General features: G+C 60.5%; 19 protein-coding genes. 14 read left to right on the forward strand and 5 right to left on the reverse strand.

Annotation, left to right across the window (positions count from 1 at the left end; genetic code table 11):
- Positions 1-7: 7 nt before the first annotated feature.
- Entirely contained in the window at positions 8-796 is a 789-nt protein-coding gene (gene hpaI, locus J7447_RS14070) for a 4-hydroxy-2-oxoheptanedioate aldolase (RefSeq protein WP_209169901.1), read from the forward strand.
- A gap of 354 nt (positions 797-1,150) precedes the next feature.
- Here hpaI and J7447_RS14075 read toward each other — a convergent pair whose 3' ends face one another.
- From J7447_RS14075 to J7447_RS14085, 3 genes are all read right to left on the reverse strand, one after another.
- Complete coding sequence (locus tag J7447_RS14075) at positions 1,151-1,813, reverse strand: L,D-transpeptidase (protein WP_023003258.1); 663 nt, start codon at positions 1,811-1,813, stop codon at positions 1,151-1,153.
- A gap of 171 nt (positions 1,814-1,984) precedes the next feature.
- Positions 1,985-2,923: a sugar kinase gene (locus J7447_RS14080; RefSeq protein ID WP_168692288.1), complete on the reverse strand. Its 939-nt coding sequence runs from the start codon at positions 2,921-2,923 to the stop codon at positions 1,985-1,987.
- Positions 2,924-2,925: 2 nt separating this feature from the next.
- The gene (locus J7447_RS14085) at positions 2,926-3,618 is read right to left on the reverse strand and encodes a GntR family transcriptional regulator (RefSeq protein WP_023003256.1); all 693 of its coding nucleotides are present in this window, start codon (positions 3,616-3,618) and stop codon (positions 2,926-2,928) included.
- Positions 3,619-3,710: 92 nt separating this feature from the next.
- Between J7447_RS14085 and uxaC the strand changes: the two genes are divergently transcribed.
- From uxaC to uxuA, 9 genes are all read left to right on the forward strand, one after another.
- The gene (uxaC, locus tag J7447_RS14090) at positions 3,711-5,153 is read left to right on the forward strand and encodes a glucuronate isomerase (protein WP_209169928.1); all 1,443 of its coding nucleotides are present in this window, start codon (positions 3,711-3,713) and stop codon (positions 5,151-5,153) included.
- A gap of 23 nt (positions 5,154-5,176) precedes the next feature.
- Complete coding sequence (locus J7447_RS14095; RefSeq protein WP_023003254.1) at positions 5,177-6,157, forward strand: TRAP transporter substrate-binding protein; 981 nt, start codon at positions 5,177-5,179, stop codon at positions 6,155-6,157.
- Positions 6,158-6,309: 152 nt separating this feature from the next.
- Entirely contained in the window at positions 6,310-6,807 is a 498-nt protein-coding gene (locus J7447_RS14100; RefSeq protein WP_088665314.1) for a TRAP transporter small permease, read from the forward strand.
- A gap of 1 nt (position 6,808) precedes the next feature.
- On the forward strand, positions 6,809-8,089 hold the full coding sequence (locus J7447_RS14105) for a TRAP transporter large permease (protein WP_055656087.1): 1,281 nt from the start codon (positions 6,809-6,811) through the stop codon (positions 8,087-8,089).
- 10 nt (positions 8,090-8,099) lie between these two features.
- Positions 8,100-8,417 carry a cupin domain-containing protein gene (locus J7447_RS14110; RefSeq protein ID WP_062487450.1) on the forward strand — a complete coding sequence of 106 codons (318 nt, stop codon included), beginning with the start codon at positions 8,100-8,102 and terminating at the stop codon, positions 8,415-8,417.
- Positions 8,418-8,444: 27 nt separating this feature from the next.
- On the forward strand, positions 8,445-9,269 hold the full coding sequence (kduI, locus tag J7447_RS14115; protein ID WP_209169930.1) for a 5-dehydro-4-deoxy-D-glucuronate isomerase: 825 nt from the start codon (positions 8,445-8,447) through the stop codon (positions 9,267-9,269).
- Complete coding sequence (kduD, locus tag J7447_RS14120; RefSeq protein ID WP_209169932.1) at positions 9,266-9,994, forward strand: 2-dehydro-3-deoxy-D-gluconate 5-dehydrogenase KduD; 729 nt, start codon at positions 9,266-9,268, stop codon at positions 9,992-9,994. The genes kduI and kduD overlap by 4 nt, the downstream gene beginning before the upstream one ends.
- Positions 9,984-11,438 carry a mannitol dehydrogenase family protein gene (locus J7447_RS14125; protein WP_286189137.1) on the forward strand — a complete coding sequence of 485 codons (1,455 nt, stop codon included), beginning with the start codon at positions 9,984-9,986 and terminating at the stop codon, positions 11,436-11,438. Before kduD ends, J7447_RS14125 begins: the two co-directional genes overlap by 11 nt.
- Entirely contained in the window at positions 11,435-12,622 is a 1,188-nt protein-coding gene (uxuA, locus tag J7447_RS14130; RefSeq protein ID WP_209169941.1) for a mannonate dehydratase, read from the forward strand. The genes J7447_RS14125 and uxuA overlap by 4 nt, the downstream gene beginning before the upstream one ends.
- On the opposite strand, the gene J7447_RS14135 is transcribed toward uxuA, so the two are convergent.
- Complete coding sequence (locus tag J7447_RS14135) at positions 12,619-14,247, reverse strand: hypothetical protein (protein ID WP_209169943.1); 1,629 nt, start codon at positions 14,245-14,247, stop codon at positions 12,619-12,621. The two genes, uxuA and J7447_RS14135, sit on opposite strands and share 4 nt — an antisense overlap.
- 182 nt (positions 14,248-14,429) lie before the next feature.
- Here J7447_RS14135 and J7447_RS14140 point away from each other — a divergent pair, with 182 nt between their 5' ends.
- The gene (locus J7447_RS14140; protein WP_055656098.1) at positions 14,430-15,098 is read left to right on the forward strand and encodes an OmpA family protein; all 669 of its coding nucleotides are present in this window, start codon (positions 14,430-14,432) and stop codon (positions 15,096-15,098) included.
- A 147-nt stretch (positions 15,099-15,245) separates the two neighbouring features.
- On the opposite strand, the gene J7447_RS14145 is transcribed toward J7447_RS14140, so the two are convergent.
- Positions 15,246-16,457 carry a caspase family protein gene (locus J7447_RS14145; protein WP_209169945.1) on the reverse strand — a complete coding sequence of 404 codons (1,212 nt, stop codon included), beginning with the start codon at positions 16,455-16,457 and terminating at the stop codon, positions 15,246-15,248.
- A 280-nt stretch (positions 16,458-16,737) separates the two neighbouring features.
- Between J7447_RS14145 and J7447_RS14150 the strand changes: the two genes are divergently transcribed.
- From J7447_RS14150 to J7447_RS14160, 3 genes are read left to right on the forward strand one after another with little or no spacing between them, the layout of a single operon-like run.
- Positions 16,738-17,724, forward strand: a complete 987-nt coding sequence (locus J7447_RS14150; RefSeq protein ID WP_209169947.1) for an OmpA family protein — start codon at positions 16,738-16,740, stop codon at positions 17,722-17,724.
- Between the two features lie 9 nt (positions 17,725-17,733).
- Positions 17,734-19,338 carry a caspase family protein gene (locus J7447_RS14155; RefSeq protein ID WP_209169949.1) on the forward strand — a complete coding sequence of 535 codons (1,605 nt, stop codon included), beginning with the start codon at positions 17,734-17,736 and terminating at the stop codon, positions 19,336-19,338.
- Complete coding sequence (locus J7447_RS14160) at positions 19,335-20,780, forward strand: caspase family protein (protein ID WP_209169951.1); 1,446 nt, start codon at positions 19,335-19,337, stop codon at positions 20,778-20,780. Before J7447_RS14155 ends, J7447_RS14160 begins: the two co-directional genes overlap by 4 nt.
- Positions 20,781-20,851: the final 71 nt, after the last annotated feature.

Genomic DNA, 20,851 nt, shown 5'->3' on the forward strand with positions numbered 1-20,851 from the left:
GAAAACCATGCCAGCGCCTCAAAACGCCTTCAAAGCCGCCTTGAATTCCGGTCAGCCGCAGATGGGCTGCTGGGTCGGGCTTGCCGATGCCTACACGGCGGAGATTACCGCGAGTGCCGGCTTCGACTGGCTGTTGATCGATTGCGAACACGCGCCCAACGACCTCAGATCCATGATGGCGCAGCTGAAAGTGGTCGAGGCCTCTGGCAGCAAGCCGGTCGTGCGGGTACCCATTGGCGAGACCTGGATGATCAAGCAGTTCCTGGATGCCGGTGCGCAATCGTTGCTGGTCCCGATGGTGGAAAGCAAGGCGCAGGCAGAAGAGCTCGTCAGTGCAGTACGTTATCCGCCGGTCGGTGTGCGCGGCGTTGGATCCGCGCTTGCCCGCGCGTCCGGCTTTTCCGCCATTCCCGACTATCTGGCGACTGCCGACGGTGAGATCTGCCTGCTGGTTCAGGTGGAAAACCGCGCTGGCCTGGCAGACCTCGACGGCATCCTGTCGGTCGACGGTGTTGACGGTGTCTTCATCGGACCCTCGGATCTGGCCGCCGATATGGGCCACCTCGGTGACCCGATGCATCCTGAAGTCGTTGCCGCGATCCTCGACGCCATGAAACGCATCAAGGCTGCCGGCAAGGCACCGGGTATCCTGACCACCAATCTGGATTTCGCCCGCACCTGTCTGGAGCTCGGCGCAACCTTCGTTGCCACGTCGATCGACGTCACCCTCTATGCCGCGGCCATCCGCGGTGCAGCCCGGCAGGCAAAGGAGTTACTTGGGTCGGTCGAAGGCTAAAGGCCAGAGGCTCGATGCAGTCTCTTGAACAAGGTGCCCATCCTTCGAGATGGGCCTGAAGGCCCTCCTCAGGATGAGGCCTTGGGGCGGTAGTATGAACTGTCCTTGACTGACCGGATCCGAGACGCCTGCCTGCCAGAACCCCGGTAACTACGTCAGACAGGTGACCATGCCGGACTTTCCATCCCCGGGAGCCCCTTCACCGAAGAGCCTCCCAACCACCCTCCTCATCCTGAGGAAGCGCGAAGCGCTGTCTCGAAGGATGGGCCGCGTGAACGAAAAAGAGCCGCCAGTCTATCTGAGGAGACCTGGCGGCTCTTCAAACATGAGGCCGTAGTGGATGGTGCCGAAAACCTAGCCCAGCACAACCACCTTGGCGCCGACATTGACGCGGTTGTAGAGATCGATGATGTCCTGATGCCACATGCGGATACAGCCGCTGGAAGCATTGGTACCGATGCTGGAGGGCTGGTTGGTGCTGTGGATGCGGTAGAGCGTATCCTTGTTGCCTTGCCACAGATAAAGCCCGCGTGCGCCGATCGGATTGCTCGGACCGCCGTCCTGCCCGTCACGATATTTTTCCAGTTTCGGATCCCGTTCGATCATCTCGTCCGGCGGAAACCATTTCGGCCACTCGCGCTTGAAGCGGATTTCCGCCTCACCGTTCCAGGCAAAACCGGCGCGACCGACACCGATGCCATAGCGGATGGCACGACCACCGGGCTGGATCAGGTAGAGATACTTGCTGCCGGGATCGACAACGATTGTGCCGGAGGGATATTTGCTCGGATAGAACACCACCTGGCGCAGATATTTCGGGTCGAACTTCTGATACTGGATCGCCGGTATCGAAAACCCGCCATCGGTTCTGGCGGCATAGGCCGTCGCGTAATCCGGTGTCCCGTCGGCCAGCGGGGTCAATCCCGCCTGCACGGTTGAACTCTGCTGGCTCTGGCAGGCTGCCAGCAGCAGGGGTATTGCAGCAACAAATGTGCGTCGGCTCATCGTGGAAGCCATATTCGCGTCCTTTCAGCGGCGTGCACGAACCGTCAAACTTGCAATAATACGGTTCTGACCGGATCAGAAAATTCTAAAGACACATCACGCGATCCATGAGCGAAAGCAACATATTTATGGTAAACAGTTGATTAAAATTGGGGCTTTTCTGCCGTTAGGTTACACAAACAATCAGGCGCTCAACCTGTTGCGGCAGGCAATCAGGTCCATTCTTGTGACAGGCACCAGCGCTCCACGGCTGCCGATCACATGCGCGGCAAGGGCACAGCCCGCACGAACAGCCTCACGCGTTCTTGCCCGTTCCATGTATTCGACCAGGAACGCCGCATTGAAACTGTCGCCTGCTGCCGTCGTGTCGACGACCGTGCTTGCCGGTTCCGGCTGATACTGAAAACTGTCGCCATCGGCCCCGCGCACTAGGATCGGCCCCGCCCCGTTCTTGACCACGACCAGCCTCGCCCCATTGGCGAGATAGCGCGCCGCGGTCGCCGCTTCGTCGGTATCCTTGAAATGGCTGGCTTCATCTTCAAACGACGGCAGCACGATGCCGGCGACACTGGCCGCCTTCATCGTCCAGCGGCACATTTCGTCACTGGCCGGCCACAGGCGCGGCCGCAGGTTCGGGTCGAAGACGATTTCCGCGCCGCGCCCGGCAGCTGCCTGCAGGGCGGCTAGCAGCCGGTCCCGGGCCGCTTCGGCAAGAATGGCCACTGTGATACCGGAAAAATAGAGCAGGTCCCCTTCCCCGGCTGTCTCCAGTGCTGTGAGATCGTCGGCAAGATGCCGGGCCGCGGACTGCGAGCGCCAGTACTGAAAGCTTCGTTCGCCTTCGCTGAGGAAGATCATGTACATGCCCGGCGCAGCACCTGGCACCCTGGCCATCAAGGGCCTGATTCCAGCAGCTTCGATAAAGTCCGTCAGTTGTCCGGAAAGTGCGTCATCGCCGACAGCACTCAGGTACCCGACATCCAGCTTTTCGGTGTCCGTCAGCTGGCGTGCGTACCAGGCCGTGTTGAACGTATCGCCGGCAAAGCCGACGGCGTAGGTTCCTGACGGTGTCGGTGAAAACTCGACCATGCATTCGCCGATGGCGAGAAACCGCATCGGCATACTCATTCCTCGAAATGGTTCAGGTTCTCGGCGCGGATGCGGCCGAGAATGGTGGCAATCCGGCCCAGGTGTTCAGTCAGCATGGATTCGGCCAGTTTGCCGTCCCGCCTGCGAATGGCCGACATGATACGGAAATGGTCGTCCAGTGCGACTTGCGCGCCGGACGCCAGCGACAAGAACCGCACCCGGTCCATATGCGCTTTCTGCTCGCGGATCAGCGCCCAGACATAGTCGTGGCCCGAGATTTCACAGATCCTCCGGTGAAACGTATCGTCAAGCGTGTGAAACAACTGGCGTTCATTCGCATCCACCGCCGCCTGCTGCTGTGCAAGCAGCTCGTCCAGATCATCGATCTGTGCGTCTGTGATCACTTCGATGGCGGCTCGCATGCAGGCAACTTCCAGTGCCGTCCGCACGAACTTGGCCTTCAGCACCGCAACTTCCGAGATCTTGGAGATAACCGTTGCCCGCTGGGGCCGGATCAAAAGGAACCCGAGCTGCGACAGCCGGTAGAAGGCATCGCGCACGGGTTGGCGAGACACGCCGAAGGCCTTGGCCACTTCCGCTTCCGACATGCGCGTGCCCGGCGCCAGGTCCAGTGACAGGATCTGCTGGTGCAATTCCTCGAACACCGTATCTGCGACGGTCGGGATCTTGATCGGCTCGAGCACCTTCAGGGCGCTACTTTCTGACATCAGCGTTGTCTCCGTTGACTCGTCTACTCAACTAGCATATCAGTTTACTAGTAGCAACATCAGCCTGCCCAAAGGCGCCACGGGAGAAACGAATGTCACTGGAAAGAGCGGATGCACCGGATACTTCGGAACAGGGCCTTGACCCGCACCGCCTGTTTCCCGCCGATGCAACCTCGCGCAAGATCGCGACGGAGCTTTATGCCACCGTCAAGGATCTGCCGATCGTCAGCCCGCACGGGCACACGGATCCGCGCTGGTATGCCGAAAACGAAGCTTTCCCCGATCCGGCGCAACTGTTCATCGTTCCCGATCACTACGTCTTCCGCATGCTGTTCTCGCAAGGGATCGACCTCAGCCAACTGGGTGTACCGCGCATCGACGGCGGCTTGAGCGAGACCGACAGCCGCAAGATCTGGCGCACCTTTGCCGAAAACTTCCATCTTTTCCGGGCCACACCTTCACGCATGTGGCTGGAGCATTCCTTCCAGGAAGTCTTCGGCTGGACCAAACGGATCTCCGCCCATACCGCGGATGAAGCCTACGACCACATTGCCGATTGCCTGAGCCGCCCGGAATTCCGGCCGCGTGCGCTGTTCGAGCGCTTCAACATCGAGGTGATCGCAACCACGGAATCACCGCTGGACGACCTGAAATGGCACCGACAGATCCGGGACAGCGGCTGGAAAGGGCGGGTCGTCACGGCTTATCGCCCCGATGCGGTTGTCGACCCGGAGTTCGAGGGATTTAGCGCCAACGTCGAAAAATTCGGCGAGCTCGCCGGTGAAGACACCACCAGCTGGCAGGGCTACCTCAATGCCCACCGGGTGCGCCGAGCCTATTTCAAGTCCTTCGGTGCAACGTCGTCCGATCATGGTCACGCCACCGCACGCACCGAGAACCTGCCGGCTGCGGATGCTGAAGCCCTGTTCCAGAAGGCCCTGAAAGGCAATTGCTCACCAGCGGAAGCCGACGCATTCCGCGGCCATATGCTGACGGAAATGGCACGAATGAGCCTCGAGGACGGGCTGGTTCTGCAGATTCATCCGGGCAGCTACCGCAATCATTCGTCCGGCATCATGGCAGCTCATGGCCGGGACAAGGGTTTCGACATCCCAACCCAGACCAGCTACGTCAAGGCGCTCAAGCCGCTGCTGGACGCGGTCGGTCTGGAAAAGGACCTTTCGATCATTCTCTTCACGCTGGACGAAACGGCCTATTCTCGTGAACTGGCCCCGCTTGCCGGCGTCTATCCGACGCTCAAGCTCGGTCCGGCCTGGTGGTTCTACGACAGCCCGGAAGGCATGCGACGCTACCGGGAACTGACCACGGAAACCGCGGGTTTCTACAACACAGTCGGTTTCAACGACGACACCCGCGCCTTCTGCTCGATTCCGGCCCGCCACGATGTGGCCCGCCGTGTCGATTGCGCTTACCTCGCATCGCTCGTGACATCCGGGAGGCTGGACGAGGACGAGGCATATGAGGTCGCTCACGACCTCACTTACAGGCTTGCCAAGCAGGCCTATCGGCTCTGACGAGCCAATTTCGGGAGGAGACTATGAAAGTATTGAAGACCCTTGCGGCATCGCTTCTGGCTACCGCCGCGCTCACATCCGCATCGCTTGCATGCGAAGTGACACTGAAATCGTCCGACACCCATCCGGACGGCTATCCGACGGTGGAGGCCGTCAAGCAGATGGGCAAGCTGCTGGAAGAGCGCACTGACGGCCGCATCTGTGTCGAAGTGTTCCATTCCGCGCAGCTTGGCGAGGAAAAGGACACCATCGAACAGACCAAGTTCGGCGTCATCGACCTGAACCGCGTCTCCATGGGCCCGTTCAACAACCTGGTCGAGGAAACCAAGGTTGTCTCGCTGCCTTACATCTTCAAGGGCGTCGATCACATGCACACAGTGATGGACGGTCCGATTGGTGACGAGATCCTGGCGGCGTTCGAACCGCACGGCTATGTCGGCCTTGCCTTTTACGACGGCGGGTCGCGCAGCTTCTACAACAAGGTCAAACCGATCAAATCGATTGAAGATCTTGAAGGCATGAAGGTTCGCGTCATGCAGTCCGACATCTTCGTCGATATGATGTCGGCGCTCGGTGCCAACGCGACGCCGATGCCCTATGGCGAAGTCTATTCGTCCATCCAGACCGGCGTTATCGACGGTGCGGAAAACAACTGGCCGTCCTACGAATCCTCCGGTCACTTCGAAGTTGCCGGCTACTACACTCTGGACGAACACCTGATCGTGCCGGAAGTGCTGGTGATGTCGAAGAAGTCCTGGGACAATCTGTCTCCGGAAGATCAGGCAGCCGTCCGCCAGGCCGCAAAGGACTCGGTCCCCTTCATGCGCGAACAGTGGCAGGCCCGCGAAAAGGCGTCTGAAGAAAAGGTCCGCGCTGCTGGTGTCGAAGTCGTCACGGAAATCGACAAGGAGCCGTTCATGGCAGCCATGGACAGCGTCTACGAGAAGCACGTGACCTCCGAAAATCTGAAGGATCTCGTCGCCCGCATCCGCGCGACCGACTGATCTTCGCAAGCCCGCAGCCGGCAAAGCTGTTTCGCGGTCCATCGACCGCGGAACGGCCCGGCTGGCTGCTGGCCGTTTTTCAGGATCCGCCTTGACCCGGTTCCCTGCTTCAGGATCTCGACGTGCAGCCTCATCTCAAGTTCACCGCGCAGATGTTGCGCCATGTCTCCACGGCAGCGCTCTGGCTTGCCGGAGGCGGCCTCATTCTCATGACCGTGTTCATCACGGCGCAGGTCTTCATGCGCTACGTCATGAACGACAGTCTCGTCTGGTCGGAACCTGCTTCCGTCATCCTGATGGGCTGGTTCATCTTCCTCGGCGCCGCCGTCGGCATCCGTGAAGGTTACCATCTCAGTTTCGACGTCCTGCTCTACTTTCTGCCGCAGGGAGCCAAACTGGTGCTTTACAGCATCTCCGATGCCGTGGTCGCCGCCTTTGGCGCGGGCATGGCCTGGTACGGCGCGGAACTGGCGCTGTCGGCCTGGGATGTAAAACTGCCGTCGCTCGGCGTTTCAGGCGCGGTTGATTTCCTGCCGCTCGTTGGCGGCGGTTGCCTGGTTTTTCTCTTTTCCATCGAACGCCTGATGCGTCGCGCAGCCGGTCTGCCGACCGCACGCTTCGGCGAAGATCCCATCGAAGAGGCTGCTTGATATGGAACCCGTTATCCTCTTCGGCACATTCACGGTCCTGCTCCTGATCGGCACACCCGTTGCCTTCTGCCTGGGCGCAGCGTCACTGGCCACCGTGCTCTACATGGGCCTGCCGCCCGTCGTCGTCTTCCAGCGTCTGAACTCGGGTGTCTCCGTTTTCGCGCTGATGGCGATCCCCTTCTTCATTTTTGCCGGCGAACTGATGGTGCGCGGCGACATTGCCCGAAGGCTGGTGGCGCTCGCCGGGGCCGTGGTCGGGCATATGCGCGGCGGTCTCGGTCAGGTAAACATCACCGCCTCCGTACTCTTCGGCGGCATCTCCGGCTCTGCCGCGGCGGATGCAACCGCCATCGGCGGCCTGATGATCCCGCAGATGAAGGAAAAGGGCTATTCGGTCGAATACGGTGTCAACGTCACCGTGGTTTCCTCGATCATTGCGCTGATGCTGCCACCCTCGCACAACATGATCATCTATTCGATCTCGGCTGGCGGGCGTCTTTCCATCGCCGACCTGTTCACCGCGGGCATCCTGCCGGGCCTCTTGCTCGCAGTTTCGCTGATGGTCACTGCCTGGTTCGTTGCCCGCCGTGCCGGTTATCCGACGGAACGTTTTCCCGGACTGTCGGCTCTTGGTGCGATGTTCATCAACGCCATTCCAGGCCTGCTGTTGATCGGCATCATCTTCGGCGGCGTGCGCTCCGGTGTGTTCACCGCTTCCGAGAGCTCCTGCATCGCGGCCGTCTACGCGCTGCTGGTGACCACGCTTGCCTACCGCACCATGCACTGGCCGGAATTCGTCGCCGCCACGAAAGCCGCGGTGCGCACCACTGCCATGGTTCTGCTGGTCATCGGCTGTGCGGCTTCCTTCGGCTGGCTGCTGGCCTTCCTGCGCATTCCCGCGGAACTTGTGGCATTCATGAAGGGCATTTCCGAGAACCCGCTGATCATCCTGCTGATGATCAACATCGTGCTGCTCTTCCTCGGCACCTTCATGGACATGTCGCCGCTGATCGTCATCACCACGCCGATCTTCCTGCCGGTTGCCACCGCTTTCGGGGTCGACCCGGTCCATTTCGGTGTCATCCTGGTGCTCAACCTCGGGATCGGCCTATGCACGCCGCCGGTCGGCACAGTGCTCTTTGTCGGCTGCGCCGTTGGCCGGATATCGGTCTGGGATGCGATCAGGACGATCTGGCCCTTCTATGGTGCCGCCATCTTCACATTGCTCCTGGTGACCTACATCCCGTCCCTGTCGCTGTGGCTGCCATCCCTGTTCCATTGAGGCAAAACCAATGTTCGTGAAAACCTTTCCCGAAGTGACCGCCGACCCGGGCATCCGCCGGCAGGTGCTGTCCGACAGTCCCGACCTGATGGTCGTCGCCTTCCGCTTCCAGCAGGAAGGCGCGGAAGGCAAGCTGCACAATCATCCACACGTACAGTCGACCTATGTCGAAAGCGGCCGTTTCCGCTTCACCATCGACGGCGAGACCTTCGACGTCAGTCCCGGCGACAGCTTCGTCATCCCCTCCAACGCCCTGCACGGGTGCGTGTGCCTGGAACCGGGGACACTGGTCGACACGTTCACGCCGCGCCGCGACGACTTTCTTTGAACACCGCCTGCACCCAAGGACTTTGCCATGCTGACCGTTGAAACCCGCTACGCCATCGACCCGGACACCGCCAAGACCCTCGACACCACGGGGCTTCGCAAACATTTCCACGCCGCCGACCTTTTCCAGGATGGCAAGATCAACCTGATCTACACCCATTACGACCGGCTGATCCTGGGCGGCGCCGTCCCCGGAACTGGCGAACTCGTTCTGGATGAAGTGAAGGAAGCCGGCACCCCGTCCCTTCTCGATCGCCGCGAACTCGGCATTCTCAATATCGGGGAGGCCGGCACCGTGAAGGCGGGTGGGGAAACCTATCAGGTCGGCAAGGGAGATGTGCTCTACATCGGCATGGGCTCCGGACCCGTCACCTTCTCCGGCCCGGGCCGCTTCTACATCCTGTCGGCGCCCGCGCACCGGGCCTGCCCAAGCAGGCTGATCACCGTCAAGGACGCGCGCCGGGTGGAACTCGGCTCGGCGGAAACCTCCAACGAGCGCGTCATCCTGCAATTCCTGCATCCGGAAGTCGCCGAAAGCTGCCAGTTGCTTATGGGCTACACCCAGTTTGCGCCCGGCTCGGTCTGGAACACCATGCCGGCCCATGTCCATGACCGGCGCATGGAAGCCTATCTCTATTTCGAACTTGGCCCGGACCAGCGTGTGTTCCACTTCATGGGCAAGCCGGACGAGACCCGGCACCTGGTGATGGCCAACGAGGACGCCGTGGTCTCTCCGCCCTGGTCTATCCATTGCGGCGCCGGCACGGGAGCCTACACGTTCTGCTGGGCCATGGCAGGCGATAATGTCGACTTCACCGACATGGACATGGTCGCCATGGGAGACCTGCGATGAGCCCGTTTTCCCTGGAAGGCAAACGCGCCCTGGTGACAGGCGCCAACACCGGCATCGGCCAGGCCATTGCCATCGCCATGAGCAAGGCAGGCGCCGAAGTTCTGTGCGCGGCCCGGCGCGATTGCGACGAAACGCTGGCCCAGATAACCAGGGGCCGCCATGTGCACCTCGATCTGTCCGACCCGATGGCTGCGATGCCCCTGTTCGAGGCGGAACAGATCGACATCCTGGTCAACAATGCGGGCATCATCCGCCGCGGCACGGCGGACAGCTTCAGCGAAGCCGACTGGGACGACGTGATGGACGTCAATCTGAAGTCCGTCTTCTTCACCTGCCAGGCTTTCGGCAATGCCGCCTTCAACACCGGCCGGACCGGGGCAATCGTCAACATTGCCTCGCTGCTGTCCTTCCAGGGCGGTATCAAGGTCGCGTCCTACACCGCGGCCAAACACGGTGTTGCCGGCATCACCAAACTGCTGGCGAACGAATGGGCGGCGCGGGGCATCAATGTCAACGCCATTGCGCCGGGTTACATCGCCACCAACAACACCGAAGCCCTGCGCGACGACCCGGAGCGCAGCCGGCAGATCCTGGAACGCATTCCGGCTGGCCGCTGGGGTGAAGCCAGCGACATTGGAGAAGCCGCGGTCTTTCTCGCTTCACCGGCTGCAAAATACATTCACGGCGCTGTCCTCAATGTGGATGGAGGCTGGCTTGCACGCTGACTTGCCGCGCCTTTCCAGAACAACACCGGCGGCAAAAACCGGCATCGTTCATCTGGGGCTCGGAGCATTCTTCCGGGCCTTCGGAGCGATCTACATAGAAGAAGCCATGAAGGCCTCTGGCGGCACCGGACAGAACAACTGGGGCATCATCGGCGTCAGCCTGCAAAGCCCGCGCATGCATGACCAGCTGGCTCCGCAGGACTTTGTCTACACAGCGCAGGAACTTGGCCCGGAAGGCGAAACCCTTCGCCAGGTAGAGATCATCCGGGATGTGCTGGTCGCACGGGAAAACCCGGAAGCCGTGCTGGCCGCGATGGCGGATCCGGACGTCAGGATTGTCACCCTGACCGTGACGGAAAAGGGTTATTGCCACGATCCGGCAACCGGCAGACTGAATGCCGATCACCCGGACATCACACACGACCTGAAAGCCGCGCTGCCTGTCTCCGCTCCGGGTTACCTCGTGCGGGCGCTCGCAAGGCGGAAGGCCGCAGGCCTGCCGCCCTTCACAGTGCTCACCTGTGACAACCTGCCGGACAATGGCCGCCTGGTCCGCCGGATTGTGCTGGATCTTGCCGGGAAGCTCGATCCGGAACTGGCCGCGTGGATCGAAACCAAAGGCCGTTTCCCGGCAACCATGGTCGACCGGATCGTGCCTGCCACAAAACCCGAGGATATCGACGCCCTGGCCCGCAAGACCGGCCGCTACGATGCAGCCCCTGTGCTGCATGAGCCGTTCCGGCAGTGGGTGGTGGAAGATGACTTTGTCCCGGCTTACGGCGCCGATGCCAGGCCGGACTTAGGTGCCGTAGGTGTCGAGCTTGTTGAGAGCGTCACCGCGTTCGAGCACATGAAGTTGCGTATGCTCAACGGCACGCATTCCTCGCTGGCTTACCTCGGCTATCTCGCCGGGCACGAGACGATCGCCGAAACCGTTGCAGATCCGCTGTTTGCCCGGTTCGTGAAAAACCTGTGGCGCCAGGAAATCATTCCGTCCTTCGAGGCTCCGCCGGGTGTTGATCTGGAAGCCTACGCGGATGCGCTTTTCGAACGCTATGCAAATCCCGGCATCCGGCACCGCACCTGGCAGATCGCCATGGACGGCAGCCAGAAACTGCCTCAGCGCATTCTCGGCACCGTGCGCGACAACCTGACGAACGGTCGAAACTGCCCGGGCCTTTGCCTCGCGATTGCCGCCTGGATGATCTATGTCGGCGGCACCGATCTTGAAGGCAAGCCGATTGACGTGCGCGATCCGCTGAGCGATCGCCTCAAGTCTCTTGTCGGAGAAAGCGATGGCGACGCCGGCAAGGTGGCAGCGCTTCTGGGTGTCACCGAAGTCTTCGAACCCGACCTCGCCGCTGCCATTCTGGCGCCCGTCACCGCCGCCTATGCTGCCTTGAAGGCTGACGGTGTCGGCAAATCAATCGGAACCCTGTCATGATCGAAGGTTGGCGCTGGTATGGCGGCTATGACCGCATCTCGCTTTCTGAAATCGCCCAGACCGGTGCTGTCAGCATCGTCACGGCACTGCACGAAATTCCCTACGGCCAGATCTGGCCTCGCGACACAATCGCGAACACCAGGACCCGGCTTCACGCTGCCGGTTTCGACTGGACCGTGGTGGAAAGCCTGCCGGTTCACGAAGCCATCAAGCGCGGGGAAGGCGATCTTTCGGAACTCTTCGCCAACTACCGGCAATCGATGGCAAACCTGGCCGCTGAAGGCATAAAGGTCATCTGCTACAACTTCATGCCGTTGCTCGACTGGACCCGGACGGACCTGGCCGCGCCCGTGGCACGTGGCGGTACCTGCCTGCGGTTTTCCGCTGCCAGGATGGCGGCCTTCGAAATCTACATGGTCAAGCGCCCCAAGGCGGAAGACGACTATTGCGAACAGGTTCTGGTCGAGGCAAAACGCTGGTTTGATGCCGCAAACCAGCCGGATCTCGACCGCTTGACCCAGGCCATCATGGCGGGTTTGCCCGGGGCCTATGATCGTTACGACCCCAACGGCCTGCGTGAGGCACTGGTGCCCTATCAGGGACTCGACCGGGCGGCTCTCAGACAAAACCACAAGCGCTTCCTGGAGGAAGTGGTCCCGGCTGCCGAAGAACTTGGCCTGAAACTGGCGGTGCATCCGGATGACCCGCCCCGGGATCTGCTCGGTCTTCCGCGGATCGTCTCGGATGCGGACGACATCGACTGGATCCTGTCAGCGGTGGCCAGCCCTTCCAATGGCCTGACGCTGTGCTCGGGCTCTCTTGGCGCCAACCCGAAGAACGATGTCCCTGCAATTGCGGAACGCTTTGCCGGCAAGATTCATTTCGCCCATCTGCGCAATGTCGCGAAAGATCCGGATGGCTCGTTCGAGGAAGCAGCACATCTTGGCGGCGACACCGACATGCCTGCATTGCTCGGCGTTCTTCTTGGCGAAGAAGCCAGACGGCGACACGCGGGCCGTAAAGATGCCGAAATCGTCTTCCGGCCAGATCATGGCCACGAGCTGCTGAGCGATGCCGACCGCGGTGCGCACCCGGGCTATCCCCTGATCGGGCGAATGCGCGGACTGGCGGAACTGCGCGGCGTGATTGCAGGTTTGACGGCTCGCCGCGCTGTCCAGGCCTAGCCGTTACACAGGACGTGCCCGCGGACTTCGTCTTCGGGCACGCCCAGCGCCTTCAGAAGAGACGGATCGATAACGGTTTCGGAGCGGTTCAGCAGATCCTTGTTGGCCCGCCCGATGGCCTTGCGCGTGTTCGGGCCGAGCGACCCGTCCGGAGCGCCCACGTCAATGCCGCTGTTGTTGAGACCGGCCTGCACCAGCCGCACAAGACCGGCATCATATTCATCGATCTGACCGCAGAACTCCCGAGGCACCTCGGCAAAGGCAAGGCTTGCCGGAATGCGTTTGAAGGATGTCTCGAACGTTCCCATGTTTTCGGCGAACAGCTCGACAAAATAGAGCAGCGCCACCCGGTGATTGTACTCCTTCAGTGCCAGACCAACCTCGGTATTGTCGATCCCTGCGGCAATGTTCATCAAGGCCGACGCATCCCGGTCACGAAACCCCGAAAGCTTGCCGTTGGCTTCCAGCTCGAACAGCGCCACTTGCCCGAAGTCGCCGAGCAGACATTTCGAACTGCCATCGCAGACGTAGGACCGCCAGCTGTCGCCATTCGGGCTCTTCACGCCCAGACAGACAAAATTCTGCCCGGTGACATAGGTCAGGAAAGTGCGTTCGTTCGATTGCAGATTGGCCAGCAGGTCCGGTGACACGGTGTTGAAGCGTCCGTGATACAGGCTGGAACAATAGGACAGCATCTGGCTGCGGCTGAGATTTGACAGATCCTGCGGACGTCCAACGACGAAGATCCCTTCAGCAGCCATTTCCGCCAGGGACAAGTGATACATGGACCCGGGCTTCGTGCCGTACATGTTGCGCATGAAGCCGATGCCGATACCTGTGCTGAGGAAATAGTCCGTAACCTCGTTGACGCCCCGATTGATCAGCTGAACGACTTGCCCGACCTGCTCCGCGCTGTAGTTGCCCTCAGGAAGCTGGATATAAGGCTGATGAATGCCGAGACGGGCGGTTTCATGTGCAAAACGGCGAGGAAAGAAGAACCCCTCGTATCGCGTGTAGCCCGCCAGAAAGACCAGGGAACAGGCGGACTCGCAGACGGCATTTTCCGGCAGCAGCGTGATGAAGTTCTGCTCCGCGATGTATTTGCCGATTTCCAGCGCCTCGCGCAGGTTGCCGCCCGGGCTGTTGAGCGAAATCACGTTGTTATAGGGGCAGTAGCCGGGCCTCAGGCAGTCCGAAAAGCCGGTGCGTTCCACAAGAGCCTTCAGGTGATCGAGGTCCCCCTTCTGGATCTGTCCCTCGATGGATATGACCTTGCCCGTCTTCAGCCCACCCCAGGCCGGCACGATATGCAGTGTCTCATAGGTATGCGCGCCATCGCCTGCGATGCCGTTTTCGAAATAAGGCAGTGATCCGTCCTTGACGGCACTCTTCGATGTAAAGCCGTCTTCAAGGCCCTTGGCGTGACCGACGGCTTCTGCGCTCACCGTCCCAAGGTCCAGAAGTTGGTAGCCGGCGGCTGATGCAGGATTGCTGTCGAGAAGACGCATTTCCGCAGCATGGGCCACCGAAAAGGCAGGAATACATACAGTCACCGACGCAAGCGTCTGTATTACGCTTCGGGCAACGCCTTTTCCCGCCACCGCCGCTACAGCGTTTCGCAACATGATCAGCCCCTCATTCAATCCAATTGTCTGCAATTTGATTTTGTAAGGCCGCAAATGTGGCAGGGATGATGGGACAGCGTCAAATATCCAACTGACGCAGTGGCCACTTTCATTTTTTGCCAGCCGTATGGTAGAAACGGATCAATCCGTGAAACGACCACGTAACGGTTCGGGATATTGCCATGAAGCCTTTTGCATTTCTTTTGATTTTTATTTCCCTGGCTCTGCCTGCCGCGGCGCAAAGCACTATCACACTTGAGGATTTCGATCTTGGCGGCGACACCAAACCCGCAACTTCCGCCTCGCGTGACGCCAGTGCCCCGGCGGAGACCGACATGGAAAAATGCCTGCTTGATCAGGCCGCCTGCAGCAACTCGGAATTCAAGTCAAACACCGCCCTGTCGATGGACGATGTAGTGAACCTCAAGCTTGTCGATCGAGAAGGTGCTGCCTCCACCCCGCCACCAGTCGGCGGCTCTTCGGAAACTGCGTCATCGGCTCCACTGCCGACGATCGACATGGAAATCCTGTTCGACTACAACTCGGCATCGCTGCGTCCGGACCAGGCCGCGAAGATTACCGAACTCTCGCGCATTCTGAGCCAGGACAAGTTCAAGAACTATCGCTTCCTGCTGCTTGGCCATACGGATGCAAAGGGCAGCGCACAGTACAATCTTGCCCTCTCGCAGCAACGCGCCCAGACGGTAGCAGGTTTCGTTGCAGCCTGGGGTGGGCTTTCAGAGCAGCGTGTTCTGGCAAGCGGAATGGGCGCCTCCAGGCTGAAGGACCAGAGCGATCCCTACGGCGAACAGAACCGCCGCGTCCAGCTGGTCCTGCTGCCGGTCAACTGATCCTCACAAGAGGACCTGCCTACACAGTCGCCTCCCCGACGTCCTCCCGGCCAATCGAAGCGCGGGCTGGGATCGGGGATGCACAGACCTTTCGGTCTCAGAGCGCGGGCGCATCTTCGTTGAAAGCGCCCCGCCTCTTCTCCTGCGTCAGTTGATCTTGAACTCGGCAAAATGATAGGCGACCCGTTCCGGGTCGGACCCGATGGTTCCGGACATCTCGTTTTGCGCGAGCTGTCCGTTGATCCGCCTGAGCACTTCCTTCTTCTGCTGATCGGAAAGAGCGGGTCCCATTGAGCAGAAGAAGCCGATGCGGTTCGCCCCCTTCTCGTCCGCTTCTTCCACGACCAGCCCATAGCGCGAGCCGGGCGAGATTTCGTACCGGATTTTGCCGCCGCCGAGTTCAACCGTCTTGAAGTACGAAGTCGGGATCGGCGTCACCCGGTTTGACGGTGTTATGTTAAAGAAATCCGGTGCGCACTGCTGCGGCACATCCGCCAGAACCGAGACTTCCTCGCCGGCACTGACCGAACCGGGATAGACCGCCAGCAGGGTCTGCTGATCATCTGTCTCCGGAGCGGCTGCGTTGGTGCGCTTGAAATAGAATTCCGTCTGCATCTGAGACAGCTGCTGCGGCCGCTGCTCGCCGTCGGTCTCGGCCATCACGTCACGCGTCACCCGCTTCATCAAGACGGAGACTTCCGCATCCGGTGTGGCGACGTGGCGGGCCAGCGCCTTGGCAAAAGGCGAGTTCTGTCCGGCACCATCCTTTGCAACGGAATTCGGCAAGGTGGCAAAAGTGACCAGCATGTCGCCAACGGTGCGGATAGGGGCAAGCCCGCGGGTGATCCCGGCGGACCGCCCGTCGGAGGAGGACTGCGACAACAGATGTTCGGCAAAGGGGTTGTTGCGGCAGGCGTCAAGGAACAGGAGACTGATCGGCACCTCTTCCATCACCTCCATGAACGAACGCAGACTGACCGTTTCCCGTTCGATCGAGGTCGCAGATTTCAGTTGCGCATCCACGGGGATCAGAAAATTCTCACCATCCTTCTGAATGCCATGGCCTGCGAAATAGAGCACCGCCACATCCAGGTCCGGAGCACGATCGGCAAGATCGTCCAGGACCTTGCCAAGACCGTCCTCATCAAGGTCGAAATGAACCGAAACTTCGAATCCGACCGCTTCCAGCGACTTGGCGACAAGATCCGCATCCCGTCCCGGGTTTCCGAGCCGGCCGATCTTCTCGTAGGACGAATTACCGATAACAAGCGCAAAGCGGTTTTCCTCTGCCTGCGCCAGACCGACGGCCATCAGAAAAAGACAGCAGAACCCCGTCAGAAGCCTGACACATCTCGACATTTGACCGCCCGGCACCACTGCAACCTCATCCTTAGAAATCATCAATTTGAAATACCTCATGACGCCCTGACAATTGACTCAAGCGACCCTGCGTGATGTTGTCTTGCGAACAGATTGAAACGCAATAAGGAACGGAGAAGCAACCGGGATTTTACACCGGTGCGTCAGTTGCAACGTCTGCGAGCCCGGAAACAACCGGCCCTCAACCCTTCGCTGCAAACACCCGCCAGACCGACCTATTTTATAATTTATCATGCAAGAGTTGGAGAGACTTTCCAGCATGCCGCTTATCAGAACTGTTTTACCCGCCCGCCTTATGCACCTGGCGGGCCTTGCCGTCTCCACCGTCATCGCCCTGCCCCTCCTGACCACTGACGCTTCCGCACAACTCGTTTCATGCGAGAGCATTCAGAAGGACTGGCTTGCGATGCCGCTGAGCGCCGGTCACGAAGACCGCGTCAGGATCTACGACCAGGCCTTCAATGACAGCGATTGCGACGGCATGGTGGTGGAAGGCTTCGGCAAGGAAATCATCGATGCCCGGCTCGACGTCATCGCGCCGTTTCAGGATCTTGAAGGCTATACCGGCAACCTTGAAACCCTGAAACAGGACCTGGCCGACCTTCAGGAATTCGGCAGCCACTGGCGTATTTCCTATCTGCTCGGAGAAATTCTGCGCAAGCAGCAGCAAACCCTGCCGGCGTTCCGCGCCTATCAGGAAGCCCTTGGCCTGGTGGATGACACCGAGCTGACCCCTGCGGAACCGGCACATGCCATGATCGCCCGGCTGCGCGACCGCCTGGATGAGCTGGCGGTGGTCGTTGCCCAGATTTCAGAGGAACCGGCAGACATCAAGATCCCGGTCACCCGCAGTGGGCAGTCGATCTCGCAATACAGCTTTTCCACGCGCGGCTACAAACGCAAGAAGACCCTGGTTCCGATCCAGTTCGTCTACGATCAGGATGTCATGACCAAAGCCGGCCGGACCAGCTTCGAAGATGTGCAGGAAGCGCTGGAAAAGCAGGGCTCCCCGGACATCCAGGTCGTCGGCCATACCGATCCGGTCGGCTCTGATGCCTACAACATGCAACTGTCCATGAAGCGTGCCGAGGCCGTACGTAGCGCCTTGCTGGCAGCCGGATACTCCGGCTCCATCGAGGTGCTTGGCATGGGTGAAAGCCAGCCGTTCCAGTTCGACGATCCATCCCTCTACACCGAGGACGTGCGCAATCAGGCGCACCGGCGCGTTGAATTCGTCCGGAAATAGGCGGCCCGCATGACCAGATCCATTCTGCCGGCCTCCGCAGCTTTCCTGAGAAAGCGGGTGCCGGGATTTGCCCCTGCCCTCGTGCTTGCAGCAGGCCTTGCCGCGCCGCTTCCCGCATTTGCCGGCAATCTCTACGGCCTCGTCATCGGCATTGACGACTATCAGCACATCACTGACCTCAAGGGCGCCGTCAATGACGCGAGAGATGTTGCCGGAACACTGGAAAAGCTGGAGGCCAGCAAGGTCATCCTGCTGACCGATGCCGACGCCACACGGGACAACGTCTTTGCTTCGTGGCGGGAGCTGACGGAGCTTGCCGGCCCGGGGGATACGCTGGTGTTTCATTATGCCGGTCACGGTGCCCGGCAGGAAGCGATCCTTCCCGGGCACGAAGAACTCGACAACATGTTCCTGCTGGCGGGCTTCGACGAAACCGGCCCGGGTGTCAACGAGCGCATCATCGACAACGAGGTCGGCCATCTGCTGGCCGAAGAAAAGGAAGCAACCGTCGTCTTCGTCGCCGACAGCTGTTTTGCAGGCGATATGGCCCGGGCAGCCGATTTCCGCGCCGAAGTAAATGTGCGCGTTGCCGATGTTCGGGTCGACAAATCCTCGGACCGGATCGCCGAGCGGGTGAGGCAACTTGGCGAAGTTGAGGAAGATGCACTTCAAAATGTCATCTGGCTTTATGCCCAGGACCGCAACAAGGTCACCCAGGAAGTGCGGATCGGCGAAGAGCTGCGCGGTGCGCTCTCCTATGCCTTTTCCCGCGCTCTTGAGGGTGAAGCGGACGGTGACAGCAACAGCGTATTGAAGACGGCCGAACTGAAGCGTTACGTCAACAGCTCGGTCAAGCGCCATACCGAACGTCGGCAACGTCCGGAAGTCAATGCCGGATCCAGGGACCTGGAAATCCTGCTGCATGATGCTGCCGGCACGCCTGCCCCGAGCGCCGGATTGCCGGAACTGACGCTCTACGCCGCCCCCGGCGAGACAATTCCAGCCCTGTCAGGCATCCGCAAGGTCGACAGCAAGGCAGAGGCCGATCTGATTTACGACGGCGACGGCTCTTCACTGGTCTACAAGACCGGTGACGTGATCGCCTCGTTTCCCGCCCCGCCTTCCGCCGAGGCCTTGCAGGCGACCGTCGACAAATGGCGCTTCCTTGCCTTCCTGATCGGCTTTGCCGAAACTGAAGGTCCGGAACTGGACCTTTCCGACGGCAGCCGGACCTATATCGAAGGTGAGCAGGTGACATTCTCGATCCGCTCGTCCGGCAACGAAAATGTGGTCCTGTTCAATCTCGCTTCAAACGGGGCAGTTCAACTGGTCGGCCCCGTTCGCAGAGGCAAGCGCGGTCTGGCTGCAGGCAAGCTCCGGCCTGGCCGGACTGACAGCTTCCGCTCCGCGGTGATCCCGCCTTTCGGCGCCGACCATCTCATCGCCATCACCACACCGTCCCCCATGCCCGATCTCGTGGATGCGGTTCAGGACGCACAACAAAACAACGATCTCGCCGCCCTGGCCAAGGAAATCGGCCACACGCTCGACGGCCAGTCCTTCGGCCTGGACTGGGTCGGGCTTTATACGCGCGCAAAGGGAGACCTTCAGTGAAAACAGGATACCTCAAGGCCTTCGCGGCAACCATGTGCCTGTGCCTGTCCGCCGGCACGGTTCACGCCGCGCAAAAGGCATTGCTGATCGGCGCCGGCGTCTACCCTTATCTGGAACCGGACGCGCAGCTTTCAGGCCCTGCGAACGACGTGCGCCAGATGGCGGATTTCCTCAAGGGCGACTGGGGTTTTGCATCCTCCGATGTCCGCATCCTGGTGGAAGAAGGCGCGGCCAAGAACAACATTCTGGGTTCCATCACCGGTTGGCTCGCCAGTGAAACGCGCCCGGGTGACCGCGTCATCATTTATTATTCCGGTCACGGCTCCCAGGTTCCCGATCGCAATGGCGACGAAGAGGACGGCCTCGATGAAACCTTCGTCCCGACCGATTACGGGCGCAGGGGTGCAAGGGCCGAGGATATGCTCACCGACGACGAGATCGCCTCCGCGCTGTCCACACTGAGGGGCCGCGAAGTGATCCTGATCGCCGATTCCTGTCATTCAGGTACGGTCAACCGCGATGTCGTGCCGGATCTTGTTTCCAAGGGTCTTGATGCGAAAGCGCGTTACCTGCCGTTTTCGGGCGTTTCCAGGTCCCTGCCGGTGGTGCGTGACGAAGAGCCTCTGGCACGCGAAACCAATGTGCATCTGACCCTGTCCGCTGCCCTGCCACACCAGCTTGCCTGGGAAACCAACGGCTCGGGCATCTTTACCCAGAACCTGATCCGGGGTCTGCGCACGCGCGAGGCCGACCTCAACGGCAATGGCCGTGTCACCACCGCGGAACTTCTGAACTATCTGCGTCCGCGCACCGAGCAATGGTGCCAGCGCGTGGAGGATTGCCGTGATCTGCAGTTCACGCCGAACATGTCACCGCGCAACGAAGCCTTCATTCTGCAACCGGCTTCGGCCGAAGGCCCCGTCCAGACGGTAACCGGAAATACCGCCGACGATGTTTCCGACGTGCTTCCGGAACAATCCTCTCAGGAAATCAAGGTCTCCATCCTGCCCGGCTCCGTACACCAGATCGGTGACGAGGTGCAATTCCAGCTCACCAGCGCGGTCGATGGCTACCTGACCCTTTTCGACCTGACCGTCGAAGACGATCTGGTGCTTCTGTTCCCGACCGATGAGGATCGCTCCGCCGGCAAGACCGGTCGCATCCGTGCCAACTCCGCGCTCACGGTTCCCGACCCGTCCTACGGATTCAGCTTCGAGGCAGAGGCACCGGCGGGCAAGGGCAAGCTGCTGGCGATCGTGACCGAGGATCCGGTGGATCTGGAAAACCTTCTTGCTGCCAACGGTGAATTCGAGCCGATCGGTGACAAGATCGATTTCATGAAGGAACTTTCCGGCCGCCTCAACAAGGTCTGGACCGCGGACAACGCCAATCGCAGCGCCCGTTGGGCAGCCGGTTATCAGGATTATGAAATCCGGCAGTAATCCCTTGGAGGCTGGCACATGCAGGCCTCCAACTTCACTTTCAGGCATCGCAAACGAGCACTTTCCCGGAC

Origin of the sequence: Labrenzia sp. R5_0, assembly GCF_017743835.1 — a bacterium.
Classification (GTDB): domain Bacteria; phylum Pseudomonadota; class Alphaproteobacteria; order Rhizobiales; family Stappiaceae; genus Roseibium; species Roseibium algicola.